This is a genomic window from Suilimivivens sp. (genome assembly GCF_037359455.1).
In the GTDB taxonomy this organism is placed as follows: domain Bacteria; phylum Bacillota; class Clostridia; order Lachnospirales; family Lachnospiraceae; genus Suilimivivens; species Suilimivivens aceti.
In genome coordinates this window covers 1-20,853 of record NZ_JAXXXI010000002.1, presented here as the reverse complement: position 1 = coordinate 20,853, position 20,853 = coordinate 1, and the positions used below count along the sequence as shown (strand labels likewise).

Annotated in this window: 16 protein-coding genes and 1 tRNA gene; 13 read left to right on the top strand and 4 right to left on the bottom strand. The window is 46.1% G+C overall.

The genetic code is table 11. From position 1 onward, the window contains the following. The first annotated feature begins 36 nt into the window (after positions 1–36). The 12 genes from WJQ40_RS00100 (at position 37) to WJQ40_RS00045 (ending at position 14,554) form a co-directional block, all read left to right on the top strand. Positions 37–798, top strand: coding sequence for a polymer-forming cytoskeletal protein (locus tag WJQ40_RS00100; protein WP_337402982.1), 762 nt, complete (start codon positions 37–39; stop codon positions 796–798). A 12-nt stretch (positions 799–810) separates the two neighbouring features. Next, positions 811–1,506 carry a UMP kinase gene (gene pyrH / locus WJQ40_RS00095; RefSeq protein ID WP_262573443.1) on the top strand — a complete coding sequence of 232 codons (696 nt, stop codon included), beginning with the start codon at positions 811–813 and terminating at the stop codon, positions 1,504–1,506. Positions 1,507–1,520: 14 nt separating this feature from the next. After that, positions 1,521–2,069, top strand: a complete 549-nt coding sequence (gene frr, locus WJQ40_RS00090) for a ribosome recycling factor (RefSeq protein ID WP_262573441.1) — start codon at positions 1,521–1,523, stop codon at positions 2,067–2,069. An 80-nt stretch (positions 2,070–2,149) separates the two neighbouring features. Then, complete coding sequence (locus tag WJQ40_RS00085) at positions 2,150–2,875, top strand: isoprenyl transferase (RefSeq protein WP_118797645.1); 726 nt, start codon at positions 2,150–2,152, stop codon at positions 2,873–2,875. Positions 2,876–2,878: 3 nt separating this feature from the next. Beyond that, a complete protein-coding gene (locus WJQ40_RS00080) occupies positions 2,879–3,703 on the top strand; it encodes a phosphatidate cytidylyltransferase (protein WP_337537506.1) in 825 nt (274 codons plus the stop codon). Between the two features lie 55 nt (positions 3,704–3,758). Beyond that, positions 3,759–4,907 (top strand): 1-deoxy-D-xylulose-5-phosphate reductoisomerase, encoded by a 1,149-nt coding sequence (gene dxr, locus WJQ40_RS00075; RefSeq protein WP_337537524.1) that lies wholly within the window; start codon positions 3,759–3,761, stop codon positions 4,905–4,907. A gap of 6 nt (positions 4,908–4,913) precedes the next feature. Beyond that, positions 4,914–5,972, top strand: a complete 1,059-nt coding sequence (gene rseP / locus WJQ40_RS00070; protein WP_337537505.1) for an RIP metalloprotease RseP — start codon at positions 4,914–4,916, stop codon at positions 5,970–5,972. 195 nt (positions 5,973–6,167) lie between these two features. Next, positions 6,168–6,911 carry a PP2C family serine/threonine-protein phosphatase gene (locus WJQ40_RS00065; protein WP_118797648.1) on the top strand — a complete coding sequence of 248 codons (744 nt, stop codon included), beginning with the start codon at positions 6,168–6,170 and terminating at the stop codon, positions 6,909–6,911. Next, positions 6,892–8,265 (top strand): serine/threonine-protein kinase, encoded by a 1,374-nt coding sequence (locus WJQ40_RS00060; protein ID WP_337537504.1) that lies wholly within the window; start codon positions 6,892–6,894, stop codon positions 8,263–8,265. The genes WJQ40_RS00065 and WJQ40_RS00060 overlap by 20 nt, the downstream gene beginning before the upstream one ends. 48 nt (positions 8,266–8,313) lie before the next feature. Continuing rightward, complete coding sequence (ispG, locus tag WJQ40_RS00055; RefSeq protein ID WP_118797650.1) at positions 8,314–9,372, top strand: flavodoxin-dependent (E)-4-hydroxy-3-methylbut-2-enyl-diphosphate synthase; 1,059 nt, start codon at positions 8,314–8,316, stop codon at positions 9,370–9,372. 17 nt (positions 9,373–9,389) lie between these two features. Next, positions 9,390–13,958, top strand: coding sequence for a PolC-type DNA polymerase III (locus WJQ40_RS00050; RefSeq protein ID WP_337537503.1), 4,569 nt, complete (start codon positions 9,390–9,392; stop codon positions 13,956–13,958). Between the two features lie 41 nt (positions 13,959–13,999). After that, positions 14,000–14,554: a manganese efflux pump MntP family protein gene (locus tag WJQ40_RS00045; protein WP_337537502.1), complete on the top strand. Its 555-nt coding sequence runs from the start codon at positions 14,000–14,002 to the stop codon at positions 14,552–14,554. A gap of 50 nt (positions 14,555–14,604) precedes the next feature. Here the strand turns inward: WJQ40_RS00045 and WJQ40_RS00040 are convergent, their stop codons facing one another. The 4 genes from WJQ40_RS00040 to WJQ40_RS00025 form a co-directional block, all read right to left on the bottom strand. Next, positions 14,605–15,492, bottom strand: coding sequence for a DegV family protein (locus WJQ40_RS00040; protein ID WP_337537501.1), 888 nt, complete (start codon positions 15,490–15,492; stop codon positions 14,605–14,607). Between the two features lie 172 nt (positions 15,493–15,664). Continuing rightward, a tRNA-Glu gene (locus WJQ40_RS00035) sits at positions 15,665–15,736 on the bottom strand. A gap of 120 nt (positions 15,737–15,856) precedes the next feature. Beyond that, complete coding sequence (locus WJQ40_RS00030; RefSeq protein ID WP_337537500.1) at positions 15,857–17,536, bottom strand: Cof-type HAD-IIB family hydrolase; 1,680 nt, start codon at positions 17,534–17,536, stop codon at positions 15,857–15,859. 8 nt (positions 17,537–17,544) lie between these two features. Further along, complete coding sequence (locus WJQ40_RS00025; RefSeq protein ID WP_118797654.1) at positions 17,545–19,185, bottom strand: ATP-binding cassette domain-containing protein; 1,641 nt, start codon at positions 19,183–19,185, stop codon at positions 17,545–17,547. Positions 19,186–19,540: 355 nt separating this feature from the next. Between WJQ40_RS00025 and WJQ40_RS00020 the strand changes: the two genes are divergently transcribed. Then, complete coding sequence (locus tag WJQ40_RS00020; RefSeq protein ID WP_337537499.1) at positions 19,541–20,398, top strand: Rpn family recombination-promoting nuclease/putative transposase; 858 nt, start codon at positions 19,541–19,543, stop codon at positions 20,396–20,398. Positions 20,399–20,853: the final 455 nt, after the last annotated feature.

Genomic DNA, 20,853 nt, shown 5'->3' with positions numbered 1-20,853 from the left:
CATGAAGATACAAAGAAGCGAATGGAGGACTTACCAATGGGATTTTTCTCAGATTTAAAGGATGATTTATCACAGGCAGTCAATGAGCTGATGCCGGAAGAGGGAGCTGAAGAGGCAGAAGCAAAGAAAAACGCGGAAGCAGGAGAGGCGGCCGATGATGGCGCAGATGCAGTCCGGGAAACAGAAAAAGCAGAGGAAAGCAGTACAGTGAACGGTTTTGATGCGGATCTCGGGGCAATGCTTGATAATGTGGATAATCTTTCTGCTACGAAGGAGTCTGCTTATACACAGCCGGCAGAGAAAGCAGAGATGCCGTCTTCCTCCGGAAAGAGACCCAGTGATGAGGTTTCCACACTGACTGAGAGCATGATCATCAATGGTAATATTGCAACCGAGGGTGCACTGGATGTCAGAGGAAGCATTGTTGGTAATGTGGAGGCTCTTGGTAAACTGAATATTACAGGTACCATCCAGGGAAATTCCCAGGCAGCAGAGATCTATGCAGAAGGAGCCAAGATCACAGGAGAACTGAAGAGCAGTGGCTCTATCAAGGTAGGACAGAGTACAGTCATCATCGGAAACCTGTATGCAAACAGTGCTGTGATCGCAGGTGCGATCAAGGGTGATATTGATGTGAAGGGACCCGTTGTCCTGGATTCTTCTGCTATCGTCATGGGGGATATCAAATCCAAATCTGTACAGATCAACAATGGTGCCGTGATCGAAGGTATGTGTTCACAGTGCTATGCAGAAGTAAATCCGACCTCCTTCTTTGAAGAGATCAAGAAAATGAAATAGGCGGTGACTGGTATGAAGAGAATTTTGCTTAAGCTGAGTGGTGAAGCCCTTGCTGGTGACAAAAAAACTGGCTTTGATGAAGAAACAGTAAGAAAGGTGGCACTTCAGGTTAAAGAGCTGACAGACAGTGGGATTGAAGTGGGTATCGTAACCGGTGGCGGTAATTTCTGGAGAGGCCGTACGAGTGAAAATATTGACAGAACCAAGGCTGACCAGATCGGGATGCTGGCGACTGTCATGAACTGTATTTATGTTTCTGAGATCTTCAGAAGTGTTGGTATGAAGACAGCCGTGCTGACACCCTTTGAGTGCGGATCCTTTACCAAGCTTTTCTCCAAGGACAGAGCCAATAAATATTTCAGCAGGGGAATGGTCGTGTTCTTTGCAGGCGGTACCGGACATCCATATTTCTCTACTGATACTGGTGTTGTACTGAGAGCCATTGAAGTAGAGGCAGAGGTCATTCTGCTTGCCAAGTCTATCGACGGTGTATACGATAAGGATCCCAAGACAAGTCAGGATGCAAAGAAGTATGACAGCATCACAATCGATGAGGTGATCGAGAAGAATCTGCAGGTGGTAGATATGACAGCTTCCATTCTGGCAAGAGACAACAAAATGCCCATGTGGGTGTTTGGATTAAATGAAGAAAACAGCATTGTGAATACTGTAAACGGCAAATTTACAGGAACCAGAGTAACCGTATAGGGAGGACAAAAACCATGAACGAAAAGATCAAAATATATGATGAGAAAATGCAGAAAACAATCGATCATCTGGAAGCAGATTATCAGGGAATCCGTGCAGGACGTGCCAATCCTCACGTACTTGACAGACTGAGGGTTGATTATTACGGAACACCTACTCCGATCCAGCAGGTAGGAAATGTAACCATTCCGGAAGCGAGGATGATCCAGATCGCACCCTGGGAAAAGAGCCTGATCAAAGAGATTGAAAAAGCGATCCTTGCATCTGATATCGGTATTACACCTTCCAATGATGGCTCTGTGATCCGTCTGGTATTCCCGGAGCTGACTGAGGAACGCAGAAAGGATCTGGTAAAGGAAGTTAAGAAGAAGGCAGAGGAGTGCAAGGTTGCTGTCAGAAATATCAGAAGAGACGGTAATGAAGCATTCAAGAAGATCGCTAAAGAAATTTCCGAGGATGAAGTAAAGCAGTTAGAAGAAGAACTGCAGAAGATCACGGATAAGTATATCAAGGAAGTAGATAAGCTGACAGAAGCCAAATCAGCAGAAATCCTTACGGTATAAGCCGGTCAGGCTGGCAGCAAAATGAACAAACATAAAATGGAGTCCGTTTTCCGGGCTCTGTTTTTTAAGCAGGAGGAAATATGGCAGAGCAGCAAAATCTAAAAATGCCAACTCATGTGGCAATCATTCTGGATGGCAATGGCAGATGGGCAAAGAGCAAGGGAATGCCGAGAAACTACGGACATGTGCAGGGAGCCAAGACTGTGGAAACAATCTGTGAGGAAGCCTACAAAATGGGGATTTCCTATCTGACGGTTTATGCTTTCAGTACAGAAAACTGGAACAGGCCAAAGGACGAGGTGGATGCCCTGATGAAGCTTCTTCGTAATTATTTGAAAACCTGTCTGACTACTGCAAAGAAGAACAGGATGTGTGTCAGGATCATTGGGGATAAGACCAGACTGGATCCGGATATCCGGAGGCGGATAGAGGAGCTGGAGGAATCTACGAAGGAAAATGACGGTCTGCATTTTCAGATCGCCCTGAATTATGGTGGCAGGGACGAGATACGGAGAGCCTGTCAGAAGATCGCAGAAAAGGTGAAAAGTGGAGAACTGGATCCTTTGAAAATTACAGAGGAGCAGATCGGAGACGCACTTGACATGGGAGGGATCCCGGATCCGGATCTGCTGATCCGTACCTGTAATGAGCAGAGAATTTCCAATTTCCTTTTATGGGAATTAGCCTATACGGAGTTTTACTTTACACCGGTGGCATGGCCCGATTTTTCAAAAGAAGAATTGCAAAAGGCAGTGGAAGCATATAATCATAGAGACAGAAGATACGGCAGGATAGAGGAGGAGTAGTCCATGTTTAAAACACGTTTGATCAGCAGTATCGTGCTGGTAGTGCTTGCCCTTGTGGTAATACTGACGGGCGGCTATCTTCTGGCAGCTGTACTGCTATTCCTTTCCCTTACTGCATACCGTGAACTGATGAAGGCCTGCGGTCTTACGGAAAAGGGAAAGCCTTCCGGTCTGGAGATCATTGGTTATACAGGAATTGTGGCTTATTATCTCGTAATGGTTTTTACAAAGCAGGAGGAAGAAATGCTTCTTCTTGTTCTGATCATGATACTGATTGCCTTTATGTTTCTGTATGTGCTTACTTTTCCGAAGTTCCACGCAGATCAGATCATGAGCTCCTTTTTCAACGTGGTCTATGCGCCGGTCATGCTGTCCTGCATATATCTGGTAAGGACGCTTCCCTATGGAAATTATTCCGTATGGATGATCTTTATCAGCTCCTGGATCTGTGATACCTGTGCTTATGCTGTGGGGATCGTGATCGGTAAGCATAAGATGGTGCCAAAGCTGAGTCCCAAGAAATCTATAGAAGGAGCCATTGGAGGTGTCCTTGGTGCCGCGATCGTAGGCGGGCTTTATGGGTACTTTGTGGTAGAGCCGGTGATCACGGAGCAGAATGTGACATGGGTCTTTGTATTGATCAGTGCAGCAGGTGCAGTGATCTCCCAGATTGGGGATCTGGCTGCTTCCGCGATTAAGAGAAATCATGATATCAAGGATTATGGCAAGCTGATTCCGGGGCATGGCGGCGTTATGGACCGCTTTGACAGTGTGATCTTCACAGCGCCCATGATCTATCTGCTGCTGGAAGTTCTGCTGAATGTCTGATAAGCTATCGGTAATTCTGTTGAATACCTGATAAAGAGGAAATAAAATGGATAAGATAAAAAGGATAGGAGTACTGGGTTCTACCGGTTCTATCGGAACCCAGACGCTTGAAATCGTAAGAAATAATAAGGATCTGCAGGTTACTGCCCTGGCAGCGGGAACCAGTGTCACCCTTATGGAACAGCAGATCCGTGAATTTCTGCCACAGCTTGCTGTTATGTGGACAGAAGAGGCAGCCCGGGACTTAAAGGAGAGAGTGGCAGATCTTCCGGTGAAGGTGCTCTGCGGCATGGATGGGCTCCTTACCCTTGCTGCCATGGAGGATATGGATATTCTGGTAACAGCGATCGTGGGAATGATCGGTATCCGTCCTACCATTGCCGCTATTTCTGCAGGGAAGACCATTGCCCTTGCCAACAAAGAGACACTAGTCACAGCAGGACATATCATCATGCCTCTTGCCGCAGAAAAAAAGGTTCCGATCCTGCCGGTAGACAGCGAACACAGTGCAATCTTCCAGTCCATGAACGGAGAAAACAGAAAGCGTGTCAGTAAGATCCTGCTGACAGCCTCCGGTGGACCCTTCCGCGGAAAGAAGAGAGAAGAGCTTGCAGATATTACGGTAGAGGATGCCTTAAAGCACCCTAACTGGTCCATGGGAAGAAAGATCACAGTGGATTCTTCCACCCTTGTCAATAAGGGACTTGAGGTGATCGAGGCCAAATGGCTTTTTAATGTGGAGCCGGAGAATATCCAGGTTGTTGTACAGCCGCAGAGTGTGATCCATTCCATGGTAGAGTACGAGGATGGCGGTATCATGGCACAGCTTGGCACACCGGATATGAAGCTGCCGATCCAGTATGCACTGTTTTATCCTGACAGAAGGCCTCTGCCGGGAAAGAGACTTGATTTTTATGAAATGAAGAGTATTACCTTCGAAAAGCCGGATACGGATACGTTTCTGGGACTTCCGCTGGCCTATAGAGCCATTCATGCAGGCGGAAGCATGCCTACCGTGTTTAACGCAGCCAATGAGAAGGCAGTGGCTCTTTTCCTTGATAAGAAGATCCGTTTCCTGACGATCTATGATCTGATCCAGGGAGCTATGGAAAATCATAAGGTTGTAGAGAATCCCAGCGTGGAGCAGATCCTTGAGGCAGAAACAGAGGCACATGCATTTGTAGAAAGTCACAGGAGGACATAATTTAAGTTGATCGTTTCTATTATTTTATTTATTATCATATTCTGCGTGCTTGTTGTTTCCCATGAGCTTGGACATTTCCTGATCGCCAGGAAAAATGGGATCCACGTGGTAGAATTTTTCATTGGAATGGGACCTTCCCTGATTTCCTTCGAAAAGGGAGGAACGAAGTATTCCCTGAAGCTATTGCCTATTGGTGGTGCCTGTGTTTTTGAAGGAGAAGACGGGCAGAACATGGGAGAGGAGCAGAGTGAAGAAGGAGAAGGTTCTTTCCAGAAGGCCAGTGTAGGTGCCAGATTCGCCACGGTGCTGGCAGGTCCTGTGGCAAACTTTGTGATCGCATATCTTTTTGCGCTGATCATTGTATGGTTCTGTGGTGTCATGATGCCGACTATAAGCAGTGTTACAGAAGGTGGTGCCGCTGAGTCAGCAGGACTTCAGGAGGGGGATGTGATCACACGGATCAACGGAGAGAAGATCCATATGTGGGAAGATATCCGCCTGGCAGCGCTGACCGGACAGGGCGGCTCCATGACCATTGAGTATGAGAGACAGGGGGAAAAGGGTGAAGTGATCCTGAATCCTGTTTATGATGAAAATGGAGATACGTGGTACATTGGAATTATGGGAGGCACAGATCTGAAAATCTGTACAGTTCCGGAGACCTTCCAGTATGGCTTTTATGTACTTGAGTATACTGTTAAGGCTACAGCTAAGAGTCTTGTTATGCTGGTAAGGGGACAGCTGTCTGCAGACGCAGTATCAGGTCCGGTGGGAATGGTACAATACGTGGATCAGACCTACGATGCGGTAAAGGATTATGGAATGTCCAATGTAATCATCAATATGGTGAATATCGCCATGATGCTTTCTATCAGCCTTGGTGTTATGAATCTTCTGCCGCTTCCGGCACTTGATGGCGGACGTTTGGTATTTTTGCTGGTAGAGATGGTACGTGGGAAGCCGGTACCGCCGGAAAAGGAAGGATTAGTGCATTTAGGCGGAATGATCGCACTTATGATCCTGATGGTCTTTGTTCTGGTAAATGATATATCAAAACTGTTGTAGATAAAATAACGAAAAACAAAAAGAATCCTGTACAGAATTACCAAAATGTACTTTTTGGCTGTTTTGTACAATGGATTCTTTTTTTATTCTGTACTATACTGGATCACATCTGAAGAATCTTTTTATTCTTTTATTCTACAGGAACGCTGGGTTCAGACAGCATTCAGGTAATTTTCCAGGGAAAGAGGTCGTTTTATGGAGGTTATGTCCGGGTTTTACTGGGATAGCGGAAAAAAGGAAATTAACCAGGACTCTGTCCTTGTTGAGCAGGTTAATACAGGAAAGGGGCGGATTCTGCTGGCAGCCGTCAGTGATGGGATCGGTGGATTGCCGGCAGGAGAGGTTGCAAGCGGATTCCTGATGGAACGGCTTCAGCAGCATTTTTATGAAGAGATCCTTCCTCTGATCAGGAAAGGGAAAAGCTCTAAGAAAATCAGACATAGTTTTTTCAGGTGTCTTTATGAAACCGTGGGGATGCTGCAGAAATACGCTGACAGCCGGGAGATATCCCTTGGGGCAACGCTTTCTGTGCTTCTGCTTATGAAAAGAAGGTATCTGATCCTGCATGTGGGGGACAGCAGGATCTATGAGATCAGAAAAAAGAGGATCAGACAGTTGACGGAGGATCACAGAGGGGAAGGAAATATTCTGACAAGATGTATGGGAAGCTTTCCCATGTCAGAGGTATATGTCAGATTTGGGAGATATCATAAAAAAACAGGGTTTCTTTTATGCAGTGATGGATTCTGGGGCAGGGCAGCAGAGGAGCTGCTCCGGGAAATGCTGGATCCATCTGAGATCCTTACAGAGGAACAGATTCAGAAGCGGCTTTCTGAAATTGGAAGCTATGGAAAGAGACAGGGGGAGAGGGACAATCTCTCAGCCATTTATGTACTTTTGAAAAGGGAGGAAGAAGGATTTGAGGGAAATTCTTTGTAATAAATATGAGGTATTGCGGACGATTGCAGAAGGCGGCATGGGATGTGTTTATCTGGTAAAGGATCTTCACCTGAACAGGCTTTGTGCGGTGAAGGTCAGTAAGGGAAGAGAAGAACAGAAAAGGTCATTTGCTATTGCAGAAAAAGAGCTGCTGAAGCGTCTGACACATCCGGGTCTTCCTGCTATTCTGGACTTCTTTGAGGAAAAAGGAAATTTCTGTATTGTCATGGAATATGTGGAAGGAATCACACTAGAGCAATATATCCGTAAATTTGGAGCGGTCAGGGAGGAGATGGCAGTGAACTGGATGCTGGCTCTATGCGACGTCATGTATTACCTGCATTCCCAGAATCCACCTGTTATTTACCGTGATCTGAAGCCTGCCAATATCATAATACAGCCGGACGGGCATCTAAGGCTCATTGACTTTGGAGGAGCGTTCCTGTTTGGGAGCGGAAATGGGAAGGAGCAGTTTATGCTGGGAACCCTCGGATACAGTGCACCCGAACAGTGGATGCATGGCCGTACGGGAAAGGCAGCGGATATTTACAGTATGGGTGCTGTTCTGCATGAAATGCTGACGGGTGTCAGAGCCGGGGCATATGAAAAGGAGAGATATCCAGTCAGGGAGTATGACAAAGGAATATCGGAGGGATTGCAGCGTGTTACAGAAATCTGCCTGAAGAAGCGTCCGGGGGACAGGTACCAGAGCACGGAGGAACTGAAAGAAGCACTTCTTTCCTGCAGGGAAGGAAGAGGGCAAAGATACCATTTCCCGTTAAAAAAAGGAATTGCCATGGTGTTTACCTGTCTTGTGGCAGCATCTGCAGTTCTGCCACTGCTTAAAGGTGTGCCAGAAACAGAATTCCCGTTTCCATTTCTGCAAAGACCATGCATTTTTCTGGCAGCGGATATACTGTATCACCGGATCGCATTTGGAAAGTCAGGGAGGAAGCAATTTATCAGGAAGAGGGAAAAGAGTATTCTTCTGAGCGAGAAACCATTTTCAGGAATGTATGTGGCGGGTTTTCTTCTGGCCTTCCTTCTGGGTGTCTGTTTCCAGCCGGGATATGAGAGTACGGTGATGACAGTGCAGGCAGCACAGAAAGAACGGACGACGCAGATGGTGCATGCAGACGGCGAAGACACAGGAGAGCTTTTTGTTGAGATGAGGGATGAAAAGGGAAGAAAGCTGCTTTTACAGGAGGGTGCCAGTCTGCCGGTAGAAAAAAGAGTCCGATTTGAAATTTCAGGTGAGAACCTCCCGGAAGGAACGGTTTCTCTGCAGCTTTTGGCAACAGAAGCAGATGGACAGATACGCAGAAGCCGGATTTTTCTTCTTGAAAATGTTTAGCATATCACATATCATGGAAGAAGAGATTTAATCACGTGGGAGGTCATTATGTTCACCAGAGAGCAGACAAAAACCGTAGCAATAGGAGACAGGATCATAGGAGGAGGAAATCCTATTCTAATCCAGTCCATGACAAATACAAGAACTGAAGATGTGGCAGCTACTGTTGCCCAGATAAAGGAACTGACCAGGGCTGGCTGTGAGATCATCCGCTGCACCGTACCGACGCTGGAAGCAGCGCAGGCAATCCGTGAAATCAAAAAACAGATTACCATTCCATTGGTAGCAGACATTCATTTTGATTATAAGATGGCAATTGCTGCTATGGAGAACGGAGCCGACAAGATCAGGATTAACCCCGGAAATATCGGTTCAGAAGAAAAAGTAAGAGCTGTGGTAGAGACTGCAAAGGAGCGGAATATTCCGATCCGCGTAGGTGTAAACAGTGGATCTCTCGAAAAGGAGCTGGTGGAGAAATACCATGGTGTTACTGCAGAGGGGATCGTGGAAAGTGCTCTTGATAAGGTACATATGATCGAAGATATGGATTATGACAATCTGGTGATCAGTATAAAATCATCAGATGTCCTTAAGTGTGTCAGGGCACATGAGCTGCTTTCAGAGAAAACAGATCATCCCCTTCATGTGGGAATCACAGAGTCAGGAACCCTGATCAGCGGAAATATCAAGTCCAGCATCGGATTGGCACTGATCTTAAGCAAGGGGATCGGTGATACGATCCGTGTTTCCCTGACCGGTGATCCGGTGGAGGAGATCAAGTCAGCAAAGCTGATCCTCCGGACACTTGGACTTCGCAAAGGCGGAATCGAGGTTGTTTCCTGTCCCACCTGTGGAAGAACCAGGATCGATCTGATCGGACTGGCCAATCAGGTAGAAAAACTGGTAGCAGATTACCCACTGGATATCAAGGTAGCTGTCATGGGCTGTGCGGTAAATGGCCCTGGTGAAGCGAAAGAGGCGGATCTTGGTATAGCAGGAGGACTTTCTGAAGGTCTTCTGATCAAAAAGGGTGAGATCATCAGGAAGGTACCGGAGAAGGAGCTTCTGGCGGCGCTTAAGGATGAGCTGGATCATTGGCAGAACTAAAGAAACAGAGGTAAGGTATGGGAAAACAGTTTTTTGAGGTATTTCCTAAACTGAAATTAGATCAGAAAAATCAGGATCTGTTTGAACAGACTGAGATCGAAAAGGTGACCACGACAAAGAGCAGGGAGCTTATCAGGGTCACCTTTCTTTCCCGTCATCTGATCCAGAAGGAAAATGTCCTGAAGGTTGAAAACGAGATAAAAAAGCAGTTTTTCCAGGATTATACAGTCAGGGTAAAGCTGTATGAAAGGTTCCAGCTTTCAGGTCAGTATACGCCGGAGAAGCTGATGGAGCTGTACAGGGACAGCATTCTGCTTGAACTGAAGAATTACAGTCCGGTAGAATATAATATTTTCAAAGGGGCAGATATTTCCTATCCTGACGAGAGGGAGATCCATCTGACCATTGATGATACGGTTCCGGCAAGAAGCCGGAAGGATGAACTGATCCGTATCCTGCAGAAGATCCTTAATGAGAGGTGTGGATTTGCAGTTCATATTACAGCAGCTTATAAGGCAAAGAAGACCGGTAAATATAAGGAAGAGGATGAGCTTCAGATCGCCAGACAGGTAGCAGAGATCACGGCGAGAGTTTACGGCAGTAAAGACGGACTGTCTAAAGGAGATATGCAGCCAGTGATGACAGGCACCGGCACAGAAGGTAAGCCAGGAGATGTGGAAGTGAAAGCAGGGACACCGGAGATGAAAGCATCTGGAAGACCTTCCGAAGGTGCACCCGGAAAACAGGAGTTTAAAAAGGGTGAATTCAAAAAAGGTGACTTTAAGAAGGGTGATTTTAACCGGTCTGTAAAGCGTTCTGATAATCCGGATGTGATCTATGGACGTGACTTTGAAGAAGAGGCGGTACCCATTGAAGAAATTATCGGAGATATGGGAGAGATAGTGATCCGTGGTAAGATCATCCGTTATGACAGCCGTGAGATCAAGAATGAGAAGACCATTCTGATGTTTGATGTGACAGATTTTACCGATACCATGACGATCAAGATGTTTGCCAGAAATGATCAGGTGAAGGAGATCACAGCAGAGATGAAGGCAGGAGCCTTTGTCAAGCTGAAGGGTGTGACCATGATCGACCGGTTTGATAATGAGCTGACTATTGGATCTATAGCCGGTATTAAGAAGATCCCGGACTTTACAACATCAAGAAGTGATACCAGTGTGCAGAAGAGGGTGGAGCTTCACTGCCACACCAAGATGAGTGATATGGATGGCGTATCCGAAGCCAAGGATATTGTAAAACGTGCCTATAAATGGGGACACCCGGCGATTGCCATTACGGATCATGGGGTTGTGCAGTCCTTCCCGGATGCCAATCATGTGTGGGAGGATCTGTGGAAGGCAGAAAAGGCAAAGCGGATCGAAGCAGGTGACCAGAGTCCGGATAAGCAGGATTTCTTTAAGGTCATATATGGAATGGAAGCCTATCTGGTAGATGATCTCAAGGAGATCGTTACCGGAGATGAGGGACAGGATCTGAATGCAGATTTTGTCGTATTTGATATCGAGACAACGGGATTTTCTCCGGTGAATAATAAGATCATAGAGATCGGTGCGGTTAAGATCCGGCAGGGTGAGATCACAGACCGGTTTTCTGTTTTCGTGAACCCGGGGGTGCCGATCCCCTTTGAAATAGAAAAGCTGACCAGCATCAATGATTCCATGGTCATGGATGCCCCTCCCATTGAGGTGATACTGCCACAGTTCCTGGATTTCTGTCAGGATGCTGTACTGGTAGCGCATAATGCCAATTTTGATATGAGCTTTATCATGGAAAATGCCAAAAGACAGGGGCTTTCACGTAAGTTTACCTTCGTGGATACACTGGGAATTGCCAGAGTGCTTCTGACACACCAGGCCAAGCATACACTGGATGCAGTAGCAAAGACACTTTCCATCTCGCTGGAGAATCATCACCGTGCTGTGGATGATGCAGAGTGTACGGCTCATATTTTTTTGAAGTTTTCAGCCATGCTGAGAGAACGGGGAGCGGACACTCTTTCCAGAATCAATGCCCTTGGGGAATCCAGTCCGGATATCATCAAAAAGCTGACCAGTTATCATGCGATCATCCTGGCAGAGAATAATATCGGGAGGGAAAATCTGTACAGGCTGGTTTCGGCTTCCCATCTTCAGTATTTTAACAGACATCCCAGGGTGCCAAAGAGCCTTCTTTTGAAATACAGGGAGGGTCTTATCCTTGGCAGTGCCTGTGAGGCCGGCGAGCTGTACAGGGCGCTTCTGGATGGCAAGGCAGAGGAGGAGATTGCCAGGATCGTGAACTTTTATGACTATCTGGAGATCCAGCCTCTTGGCAATAATCATTTTATGATTGATTCTCCCAAGGTTCCTGCAGTAAACAGTGAAGAGGATATCATGGACTTTAACCGCAGAATCGTAGCACTTGGAGAAGAGTTCAACAAGCCTGTGGTGGCAACCTGTGATGTCCATTTCCTGGATCCGGAGGATGAGGTCTACCGGAGGATCATCATGGCAGGAAAGGGCTTTGATGATGCTGATAACCAGGCGCCGCTGTATCTTAGGACAACAGAGGAAATGCTGAAGGAGTTTGAATACCTTGGCAGTGACAAGGCAAGGGAAGTGGTGATCACCAATACCAATAAGATTGCCGACAGAATCGATGTCATGAGTCCGGTAAGACCGGATAAGTGTCCGCCTGTCATTCCGGACAGTGATAAGACACTGACGGAGATCTGTTACAATAAAGCACACGAGCTGTATGGCGAGGAGCTGCCAGCTATCGTAAAGGATCGTCTGGACAAGGAGCTGCACTCCATTATCAGCAACGGATTTGCAGTTATGTATATCATTGCCCAGAAGCTGGTGTGGAAGTCTGTGGAGGATGGTTATCTGGTAGGCTCCAGAGGATCGGTAGGATCCTCTCTTGTGGCATTCATGGCTGGTATTACAGAGGTTAATTCCCTGAGCGCCCATTACCGGTGTCCGAATTGCCACTATTATGATTTTGATTCCCCGGAGGTAAAGGCCTTTGCCGGAAATGCCGGGTGCGATATGCCGGATAAGATCTGTCCGGTATGCGGAAAACCCCTTGTAAAGGATGGATTTGATATTCCCTTTGAGACTTTTCTTGGATTCAAGGGAGACAAGGAGCCGGATATTGACCTGAATTTCTCTGGAGAGTATCAGAGTAAGGCTCATAAATATACAGAGGTTATTTTTGGCGCCGGACAGACATATCGTGCCGGTACAGTAGGAACCCTGGCAGATAAGACGGCTTATGGTTATGTGAAAAATTATTATGAGGAAAGGGGAAAGAGGAAACGTTCCTGTGAAATCAACCGGATCGTGCTTGGATGTACCGGTGTCAGGAGAAGTACCGGTCAGCATCCAGGCGGTATTATCGTGCTGCCTGTGGGAGAGGATATCAATTCCTTTACGCCGGTGCAGCATCCGGCAAATGATATGACGACAGATATTGTCACGACTCATTTTGATTATCACTCCATTGACCATAACCTGTTAAAGCTTGATATTCTCGGCCATGATGATCCTACCATGATCCGTATGCTGCAGGATCTGACCGGGATCGATCCGACCACGATCCCACTGGATGATCCGGGTGTCATGTCTCTGTTTCAGAATACCAGTGCCCTTAGGATCACACCGGACGATATTGACGGATGCCCTGTGGGATCCCTTGGAATTCCGGAGTTTGGTACAGATTTTGTTATCCAGATGCTCCTTGATACCAAGCCCAAATGCTTCTCTGACCTGATCCGTATTTCAGGACTTGGTCATGGTACGGATGTATGGCTTGGCAATGCCCAGACACTGATCCTGGAAGGAACAGCAGATATTTCCCATTGCATCTGCTGCCGTGATGATATTATGATCTATCTGATCAATAAGGGGGTAGACAGTGCCCTTTCCTTTACCATTATGGAGAGTGTAAGAAAGGGTAAGGGCTTAAAGCCTGAATTCGAGTCAGCCATGAAGGAAAAGGATGTGCCGGACTGGTATATTGCTTCCTGTAAGAAGATCAAGTACATGTTCCCTAAGGCTCATGCGGCGGCCTATGTTATGATGGCATGGAGGATCGCATACTGTAAGATCAATTATCCGCTGGCATATTATGCAGCCTTTTTCTCCATACGTGCCAAGGCCTTCTCCTATGAGCTGATGTGCCAGGGCATGCAGCATCTGAAAAATGTCATGGCGGATTACAAGAAGAGAGAGGATACCCTTTCCCAAAAGGAACAGGCGTCTTTAAAGGATATGAAGATCGTTTTGGAAATGTATGCCAGAGGCTATGACTTTATTCCGATCGATATTTTTTCAGCCAAGTCCAGAAGCTTTCAGATCGTAGATGGTAAGCTGATGCCTTCCTTAAACAGTATTGATGGGCTCGGAGAAGCTGCGGCAGATGCGATCGTGGAAGCTGCCAAGGACGGCCCATTCCTGTCAAAGGATGATTTCAGACAACGGACCAAGGTGTCCAAGACGATTGTGGAGCTGATGGATTCCCTGAACCTTCTCGGCAAGCTGCCGGAGTCCAATCAGATCAGTCTGTTTGATTTTGTATGATGACGGTTCAGCTGCTGTCCGTGGATTGTGAGGAATTGAAAATGGGAATTACAGAGTTGTTTGTACTGGCAATCGGATTGTCAATGGATGCATTTGCTGTATCGATCTGTAAGGGCTTGTCACTGGGGAAAATCAGCTGGAAGCACATGTGCATTGCAGGCGCATGGTTTGGCGGCTTTCAGGCACTGATGCCGCTGACCGGGTATTTTCTGGGAAGCTTTTTCACAGACATGGTTACAAAGTACGCACACTGGATTGCCTTTGTGCTGCTGGCATTTATCGGTGTGAATATGATCCGGGAGTCAAAGAGTGAGGAAAAGGTAGACAATTCCATGACTGTGAAGTCAATGCTGCTTCTTGCAATTGCAACCAGCATCGATGCACTGGCGGTAGGTGTTACCTTTGCTTTTCTTGAGGTAAATATCATTTATGCGGTTCTGTTCATTGGAACGATCACCTTCTTGTGTTCAGCGGCCGGAGTCAAGATCGGAAGCCTGTTTGGACTGAAATATAAGGCAAAGGCGGAGGTCTGCGGAGGAATCATCCTGATCGTGATCGGAGCGAAGATCCTGCTGGAAGGACTTGGAATTTTATAAACAGAATCTGGAAAAAGGCATAGTCACTAGTGCGGCTATGCCTTTTACTTCTAATTTTCTCTCTTTTTACCAAAGAAGAACAGTGCGACAGTTCCGGGACCTGTGTGGCTGCCGATCGTAGCACCGATAGGGTAGATCTGCACCTTGCCGTCAAGCTTTGGAAATTCGGCTTCAATGAGATCAGCAACAGCTCTGGCATCGTCCACGCACTCGGACTGGCTGATAAAGCATTTGCCGGAATAGTCAGTACCGTTATCTGCATTTTCTCTCATCAGATCAACGATCCGTCTGATCACCTTTTTCTTGGTACGGATCTTTTCCCTGGGGATCAGCTTTCCTTCATTACTCACATTTAAGAGAGGACATATGTTCATGATCGTTCCGATAAAACCGGCTGTTTTGGAAACACGGCCGCCCCTGATATAGAAGGTCAGATCAGTGGAGAAGAACCAGTGGTGGACACGAAGCTTGTTTTCTTCAATCCATGCATACAGGTCATCAATGCTCATTCCTTCGTCACGTCTGTCAGCAGCGGCGTCAACTAAAAGACCATAACCGCTGGAAGCAGCAAGAGAGTCGATTACATAAATCTTCCTGTCCGGATATTTCTCCTGCATTTCGTCCCTGGCGATACAGGCAGAATTGTAGCTTCCGGAAATACCGGAGGAGAGGGTAAGATGGATCACATCTTTTCCCTGGGAAAGGGATTCTTCAAACAAATCTTCATATTCCTTGACGGGAACCTGAGAGGTTTTCGTGCCTTCACCGGCAACCATGCGGCGGTATAGCTCTGCCGGGGGAACGGAAATTCCAAGATCATCGAGATATTCAGTGCCTCCAAGTTCAAAATGGAAGCAGACATATTTAATATCACGTGCGGTAAAGTATTCTTTTGATAAATCTGCTGTGGAACAGCAGCTCAGTACGTAATCAGCCATAGTCTAAGTAAGCTCCTTTCAGTTACATTAACACATAAAGTGTAACATATTCCCTGGTACATCGCAAACAGTAGATGAAAATCTGAGTAGAAACTCTGAGGGGAAAAACAGCAGATCAGTCTGTCTGTATTGTTACACAAAAAAAACACTGAAATCTCTTTCAGTGCTTTAGCAGCTCGTAGCGGAATCGAACCGCTGATTCTGCCGTGAGAGGGCAGCGTCTTAACCGCTTGACCAACGAGCCACAGGTACTCACGTACCGTACTTGCTTATATTACTATACTTAGAAGAATAATGCAAGAGGAAATTACAAAAAAATATAAAATTTTTTGAATCTCACAAATTAACAGGAAAAATATAATAATTAGACCAAATCAAGCAGCTCCCGGGCAAGGCCATCGTGGTTATTATCCAAAGCAGTGACCATGGTAGCAGCTGCTTTGACATCATCAGAGGCATTGTACATGGCGATACCGATCCCGGCTGCCTCGATCATGGAAATATCATTTTCCGCATCCCCTGCAGCAATAGACAGCAGCGGACTGATATTTAAAAGCTCGCAGAGCTTTCTGACAGCAGCTCCCTTGCCTGAAGCAGAGGGGAAAATCTCCAGGTAGTTATTATTGGAAAATACCATGGTGATCTGTTCCTGCTCAGCCCACGACGAAAGATCCCTGACAAAGGCTTCCAGCTCTTCATGTCTGTCAATGGCGATCACAAGACACTTGCAGGCACCACAGTCCCTGATCTCATGGAGATCCTGGCTGAAGATGACAGGGGTCTTGATCGTACGCTGATAAAAGTGCAGCTCCTCATCATCGCAGGGAGAGAGGATATTGGTATCGCTGTAGGTATGGAAGTGGAGACCATGCTGGCTGGCAGCTTCCCGGATGTGGCATACCTGTTCATAGGTAAGAGCAACCCGGTAAAGGGTCTTTCCAGTATCACATTCCACGATCTGACCGCCGTTATAGCCGATCAGATACATTCCCGGGTAATCTAGGTGCAGATATTCCTTTACGCTGCGGACACTGTTGATATCCCGACCGGAGCAGAGCACAAGCTTGTTGCCGGCTTTTGTAAAGGTATCCATGACCTCCCTGGTATAATCGCCGATCTGTTTTTCCTTATTTAAAAAGGTACCGTCCAGATCGGTAAAGAGTATTTTATTTCTGTGGAAAGCTTCCGGATGGGCTTTCATTTCTGCGTGTTTCTTTTTCAGGTTCACAAGAACCTCCTCCGGGATAAACAGCCTGCCATAACCGGTAGCCAGATCAAGGCCGGGCTTGGCACTGCCGTGAAAATCGGAGCCACCGCTGATACAGAGATCATACCTTTCAGCCAGCCGGCGTATTTCCCTTTCCTCGCTGGGAGCATAGGTACTGTAAATGGCCTCGATCCCGATAAGACCGACTTCCTTCAGGGAAGCAACGAGCTTATCAAGGCGGGCGCTGCTCATATGATACAGAATTGGATGCGCCAGTATGGGAATACCGCCTGCCTTCAGGATGATTTCCACAGCCCGCATGGGTGTGATCTTTTTCCTTGGAACAAAGCAGGGGGCGTTGTCACCAACATAGCGGTCAAAGGCCTCCTTCAGGCTTTTAACATAGCCGTGGGAAAGCAGATATCTGGCGTAATGGGCTCTGGTAATGACACTGCCCGGAAATTCTGCAACCAGTTCTTCATAAGTAATGGCAACTCCATGCTCCTGAAGCCGCCTGCACATTTCCTGATTCCGCATGATCCTGCCATTGACAAAGTTCACCAGCCTTCTTTGAAAGAAGTCACTCTTATAGTCCAGATACAGGCCTATGATGTGGATATCCCGTCCCTCATATTCAGAAGAAAATTCGATGCCGGGAATTACTTCAATGGGTTTGCCTGCCGCAGCCGCAATGGCTTCATCAATACCGGCGGTGGTGTCGTGATCTGTCAGAGCAAAGGCAGAAAGTCCCTTTTCTATGGCATGTTCAACCAGCTCGGAAGGGGTATAGCTGCCATCGGATTTGGTGGAATGTACATGTAAATCTACAATATTCATAAAAGCTTTTAGTTATCCTCTTCGTCTTCGTCCTGTTTGGTATAAACGGTTCTCTTTCTGGCCATTTCATCACTTGCCAGATATTCGTCGTAGGTAGTGATCTTGTCGATCAGGGTTCCGTTTGGAAGGATCTCCATAATACGGTTTGCGGTTGTCTCGACAAACTGGTGGTCATGACAGGAGAAAAGAGCCACGCCGGGGAATTTGATCAGTCCGTTGTTCAGGGCAGTGATGGATTCCATGTCGAGGTGGTTAGTGGGCTCATCCAGGATCAGGCAGTTGGCACCGCTGATCATCATTTTGGAAAGAAGACATCTTACCTTCTCACCTCCGGATAGAACCTTTACCTTTTTCACACCGTCTTCTCCGGCAAAAAGCATACGTCCCAGGAACCCACGGACATAGGTAACGTCCTTGATGGGAGAGTAGCCGGTAAGCCAGTCTACGATCGTATAATCATTGTCAAATTCTTCTGTGTTGTCCTTGGGGAAGTAAGCCTGGGAAGTGGTAACTCCCCATTTGTAGGTACCTTCATCCGGCTCCATTTCACCCATAAGGATCTTGAAAAGAACGGTTTTGGCCTGTTCATTTCCGCCTACAAAAGCGACCTTGTCATCGTGTCCGAGGATAAAGGAAATGTGATCCAGTACCTTTTCACCATTGATGGTCTTGGTCAGATTGTCAACGGAAAGAACTTCATTTCCGATTTCACGTTCCGGACGGAAATCAATATAAGGATATTTTCTGCTGGAGGGTCTGATCTCATCCAGCTCAATTTTTTCCAGTGCACGCTTACGGCTGGTAGCCTGCTTGGATTTACTTGCATTTGCGGAGAAACGGGAAATAAATTCCTGCAGCTCCTTGATTTTTTCTTCCTTTTTCTTGTTGGCTTCCTTCATCTGCTTGATCAGCAGCTGGCTGGATTCATACCAGAAATCGTAGTTTCCGGCATAGAGCTGGATCTTGCCATAGTCGATGTCTGCGGTATGGGTACATACCTTATTTAAGAAGTAACGGTCATGGGATACAACAATGACTGTATTCTCGAAATTGATCAGGAATTCCTCCAGCCATGCAATCGCATCCAGATCCAGGTGGTTTGTAGGCTCGTCGAGAAGAAGGATATCCGGATTTCCGAAGAGGGCTCTTGCAAGGAGAACCTTTACCTTTTCATTACCATTCAGATCCTTCATCAGGGAGTAGTGGTACTCTGGATCAATGCCAAGACCGTTTAACAGGGTAGCGGCATTGGATTCTGCCTCCCAGCCGTCCATTTCTGCAAATTCAGCCTCCAGCTCGCTGGCACGGATACCGTCCTCATCGGAGAAATCTTCCTTGGCATAGATGGCATCCTTTTCTTTCATGATCTCATAAAGGCGTTCATTTCCCATGATAACAACATCCATAACAGGATATTCGTCATATTTAAAGTGATCCTGCTCAAGAACGGAGAGACGCTGCCCTGGTGTGATCACGATTTCACCGTTTGTAGTTTCAAGCTGTCCGGAGAGGATCTTTAAAAAGGTAGATTTTCCGGCACCATTGGCACCGATCAGTCCGTAGCAGTTGCCTTCGGTAAATTTGATGTTTACATCTTCAAATAATGCTTTTTTTCCAACTCTGTAGGTTACATTGATTGCCTGTATCATGTCAAAACCTCATTTTCTTTCATAACTGTTGATAAAGTCACCTTATTCATTATACATAAAAATGCCGGATTTTCAAGGAAAATAAGCACTGGAGGGAATTTTTCTTTTCTGTTCCAGACAGGACAGAGCGATTTTTCTGCACTAAGATAAAATGGTTATGCAAGAGGAAAAAAGAGTTGACAGACAACCTGTATTTTGATAATCTGTAAACATAAAAGAATCTGTTTATCTTTTTACTTTTAACTGTGCATATCGCACACTTGGCAGTTTCTGTCGCATTACACATATTTTTATCATGAATAGGGCAGGAAGTGTGAAGAATCTTTTGGCAGACTTCCTGCAGAAGGGAAGGTATATGACAAAAGAAAAACAAAGAATTAATGCAGAGGAGGTTGTTTCCAATCTCAGTGATTTTGCTCTGTTTCTGACTGTTATGAAGAATAGGGAGGCCTATAGAAATACACTGAGTATTATCATGGATGAGCCGGAAATTGAGATTGAACAGGTCAAGGTGGAAGAAGTTATTTTGAATAAAAGTGGTAAGAGGGCAATCCGTCTGGATGCATGGGCAAAAACAAAAGATCAGAGGATTTTTGATATGGAAATGCAGAATGAGGGACATCAGGATTCTATGCCAAAGAGATCCCGGTATTATCAGGGAATGCTGGACAGGCCGCTTCTCAGATCAGGGAAACGTACCAGATACAGGGATTTGCCATCTACAACGATTATTTTTATTACGCAGGAAGATATTTTTCAAAAGGATTTAGCCAGATACACATTTACAGAGCAATGCGAAGAAGTGGCAGGACTGAAACTGGATGATGGCATCACTAAAATATTTCTGAACATGACCAGTAAAAAAGGTTCCCCGGAGCTGATCAGTCTGTTACAATATATGAAAAATATGGATATAGATAATCCGGAGATTGAAGTGAAAGATGAAAGACTGTTGGAACTGGATCGGATTGTGAATGAAGTGAAAGAATCGGAAGAGTGGGAGGCAGTAAAGATGGATATTCTGGACGTAGGAATTCAGCGGGGAATGGAACTTGGACGCAAACAGGGTATAGAACAGGGCATCATAGCATTAATTGAGACCTGCCATGAGTTTGAACACACGAAAGAAGAGACAGTTTCTTCTATTATGAAGAAGTTTGAACTGTCTGAGGAAACAGCAAGGAATTATGTAGAAAAATACTGGAAGGAATGACCATGAATTAGGTAAAGAGGGAAAGTCACACAAAGGTGAGACTTTCCTTTTCTTTATTTAGAGATAAATGAGATTTTCATTTTCCCAGATGGTTTCTGCATCGAAATCCAGATCATCCGATCATGATATGCCGTAGCCACCCTGATCAACTTTCAGCTTGGAAGAGAGGACAGGATCAGAGGGCAATATCTGAAATTGTGGAAGAGACTGAAAAAGATCCTGCAGATTATACTGGATAATTTCACCAGTAAGAAAAACAGCTTGAAATAGGGCTACCTTAACCCACTGGCTTTAGACGGTGGGTTAAGGTAGCCTAAAGTGGTGGCTTGTGCTATACTTGCGTTATGGGAACATGGTCTATAATTGATGTTTCATGGTATGAGCTGACAAGACAGTTAGGGTATAAGGCAAAATGGAATGGCAGGAAATACATCAAAATAGATACATTTTATGCC

Bases quoted from the DNA above. Each gene is read 5' to 3' on its own strand.
- WJQ40_RS00100 (WP_337402982.1), top strand. From the start codon at position 37: ATGGGATTTTTCTCAGATTTAAAGGATGATTTATCACAGGCAGTCAAT.
- pyrH (WP_262573443.1), top strand. From the start codon at position 811: ATGAAGAGAATTTTGCTTAAGCTGAGTGGTGAAGCCCTTGCTGGTGAC.
- frr (WP_262573441.1), top strand. From the start codon at position 1,521: ATGAACGAAAAGATCAAAATATATGATGAGAAAATGCAGAAAACAATC.
- WJQ40_RS00085 (WP_118797645.1), top strand. From the start codon at position 2,150: ATGGCAGAGCAGCAAAATCTAAAAATGCCAACTCATGTGGCAATCATT.
- WJQ40_RS00080 (WP_337537506.1), top strand. From the start codon at position 2,879: ATGTTTAAAACACGTTTGATCAGCAGTATCGTGCTGGTAGTGCTTGCC.
- WJQ40_RS00065 (WP_118797648.1), top strand. From the start codon at position 6,168: ATGGAGGTTATGTCCGGGTTTTACTGGGATAGCGGAAAAAAGGAAATT.
- ispG (WP_118797650.1), top strand. From the start codon at position 8,314: ATGTTCACCAGAGAGCAGACAAAAACCGTAGCAATAGGAGACAGGATC.
- WJQ40_RS00050 (WP_337537503.1), top strand. From the start codon at position 9,390: ATGGGAAAACAGTTTTTTGAGGTATTTCCTAAACTGAAATTAGATCAG.
- WJQ40_RS00045 (WP_337537502.1), top strand. From the start codon at position 14,000: ATGGGAATTACAGAGTTGTTTGTACTGGCAATCGGATTGTCAATGGAT.
- WJQ40_RS00040 (WP_337537501.1), bottom strand. From the start codon at position 15,492: ATGGCTGATTACGTACTGAGCTGCTGTTCCACAGCAGATTTATCAAAA.
- WJQ40_RS00030 (WP_337537500.1), bottom strand. From the start codon at position 17,536: ATGAATATTGTAGATTTACATGTACATTCCACCAAATCCGATGGCAGC.
- WJQ40_RS00025 (WP_118797654.1), bottom strand. From the start codon at position 19,185: ATGATACAGGCAATCAATGTAACCTACAGAGTTGGAAAAAAAGCATTA.
- WJQ40_RS00020 (WP_337537499.1), top strand. From the start codon at position 19,541: ATGACAAAAGAAAAACAAAGAATTAATGCAGAGGAGGTTGTTTCCAAT.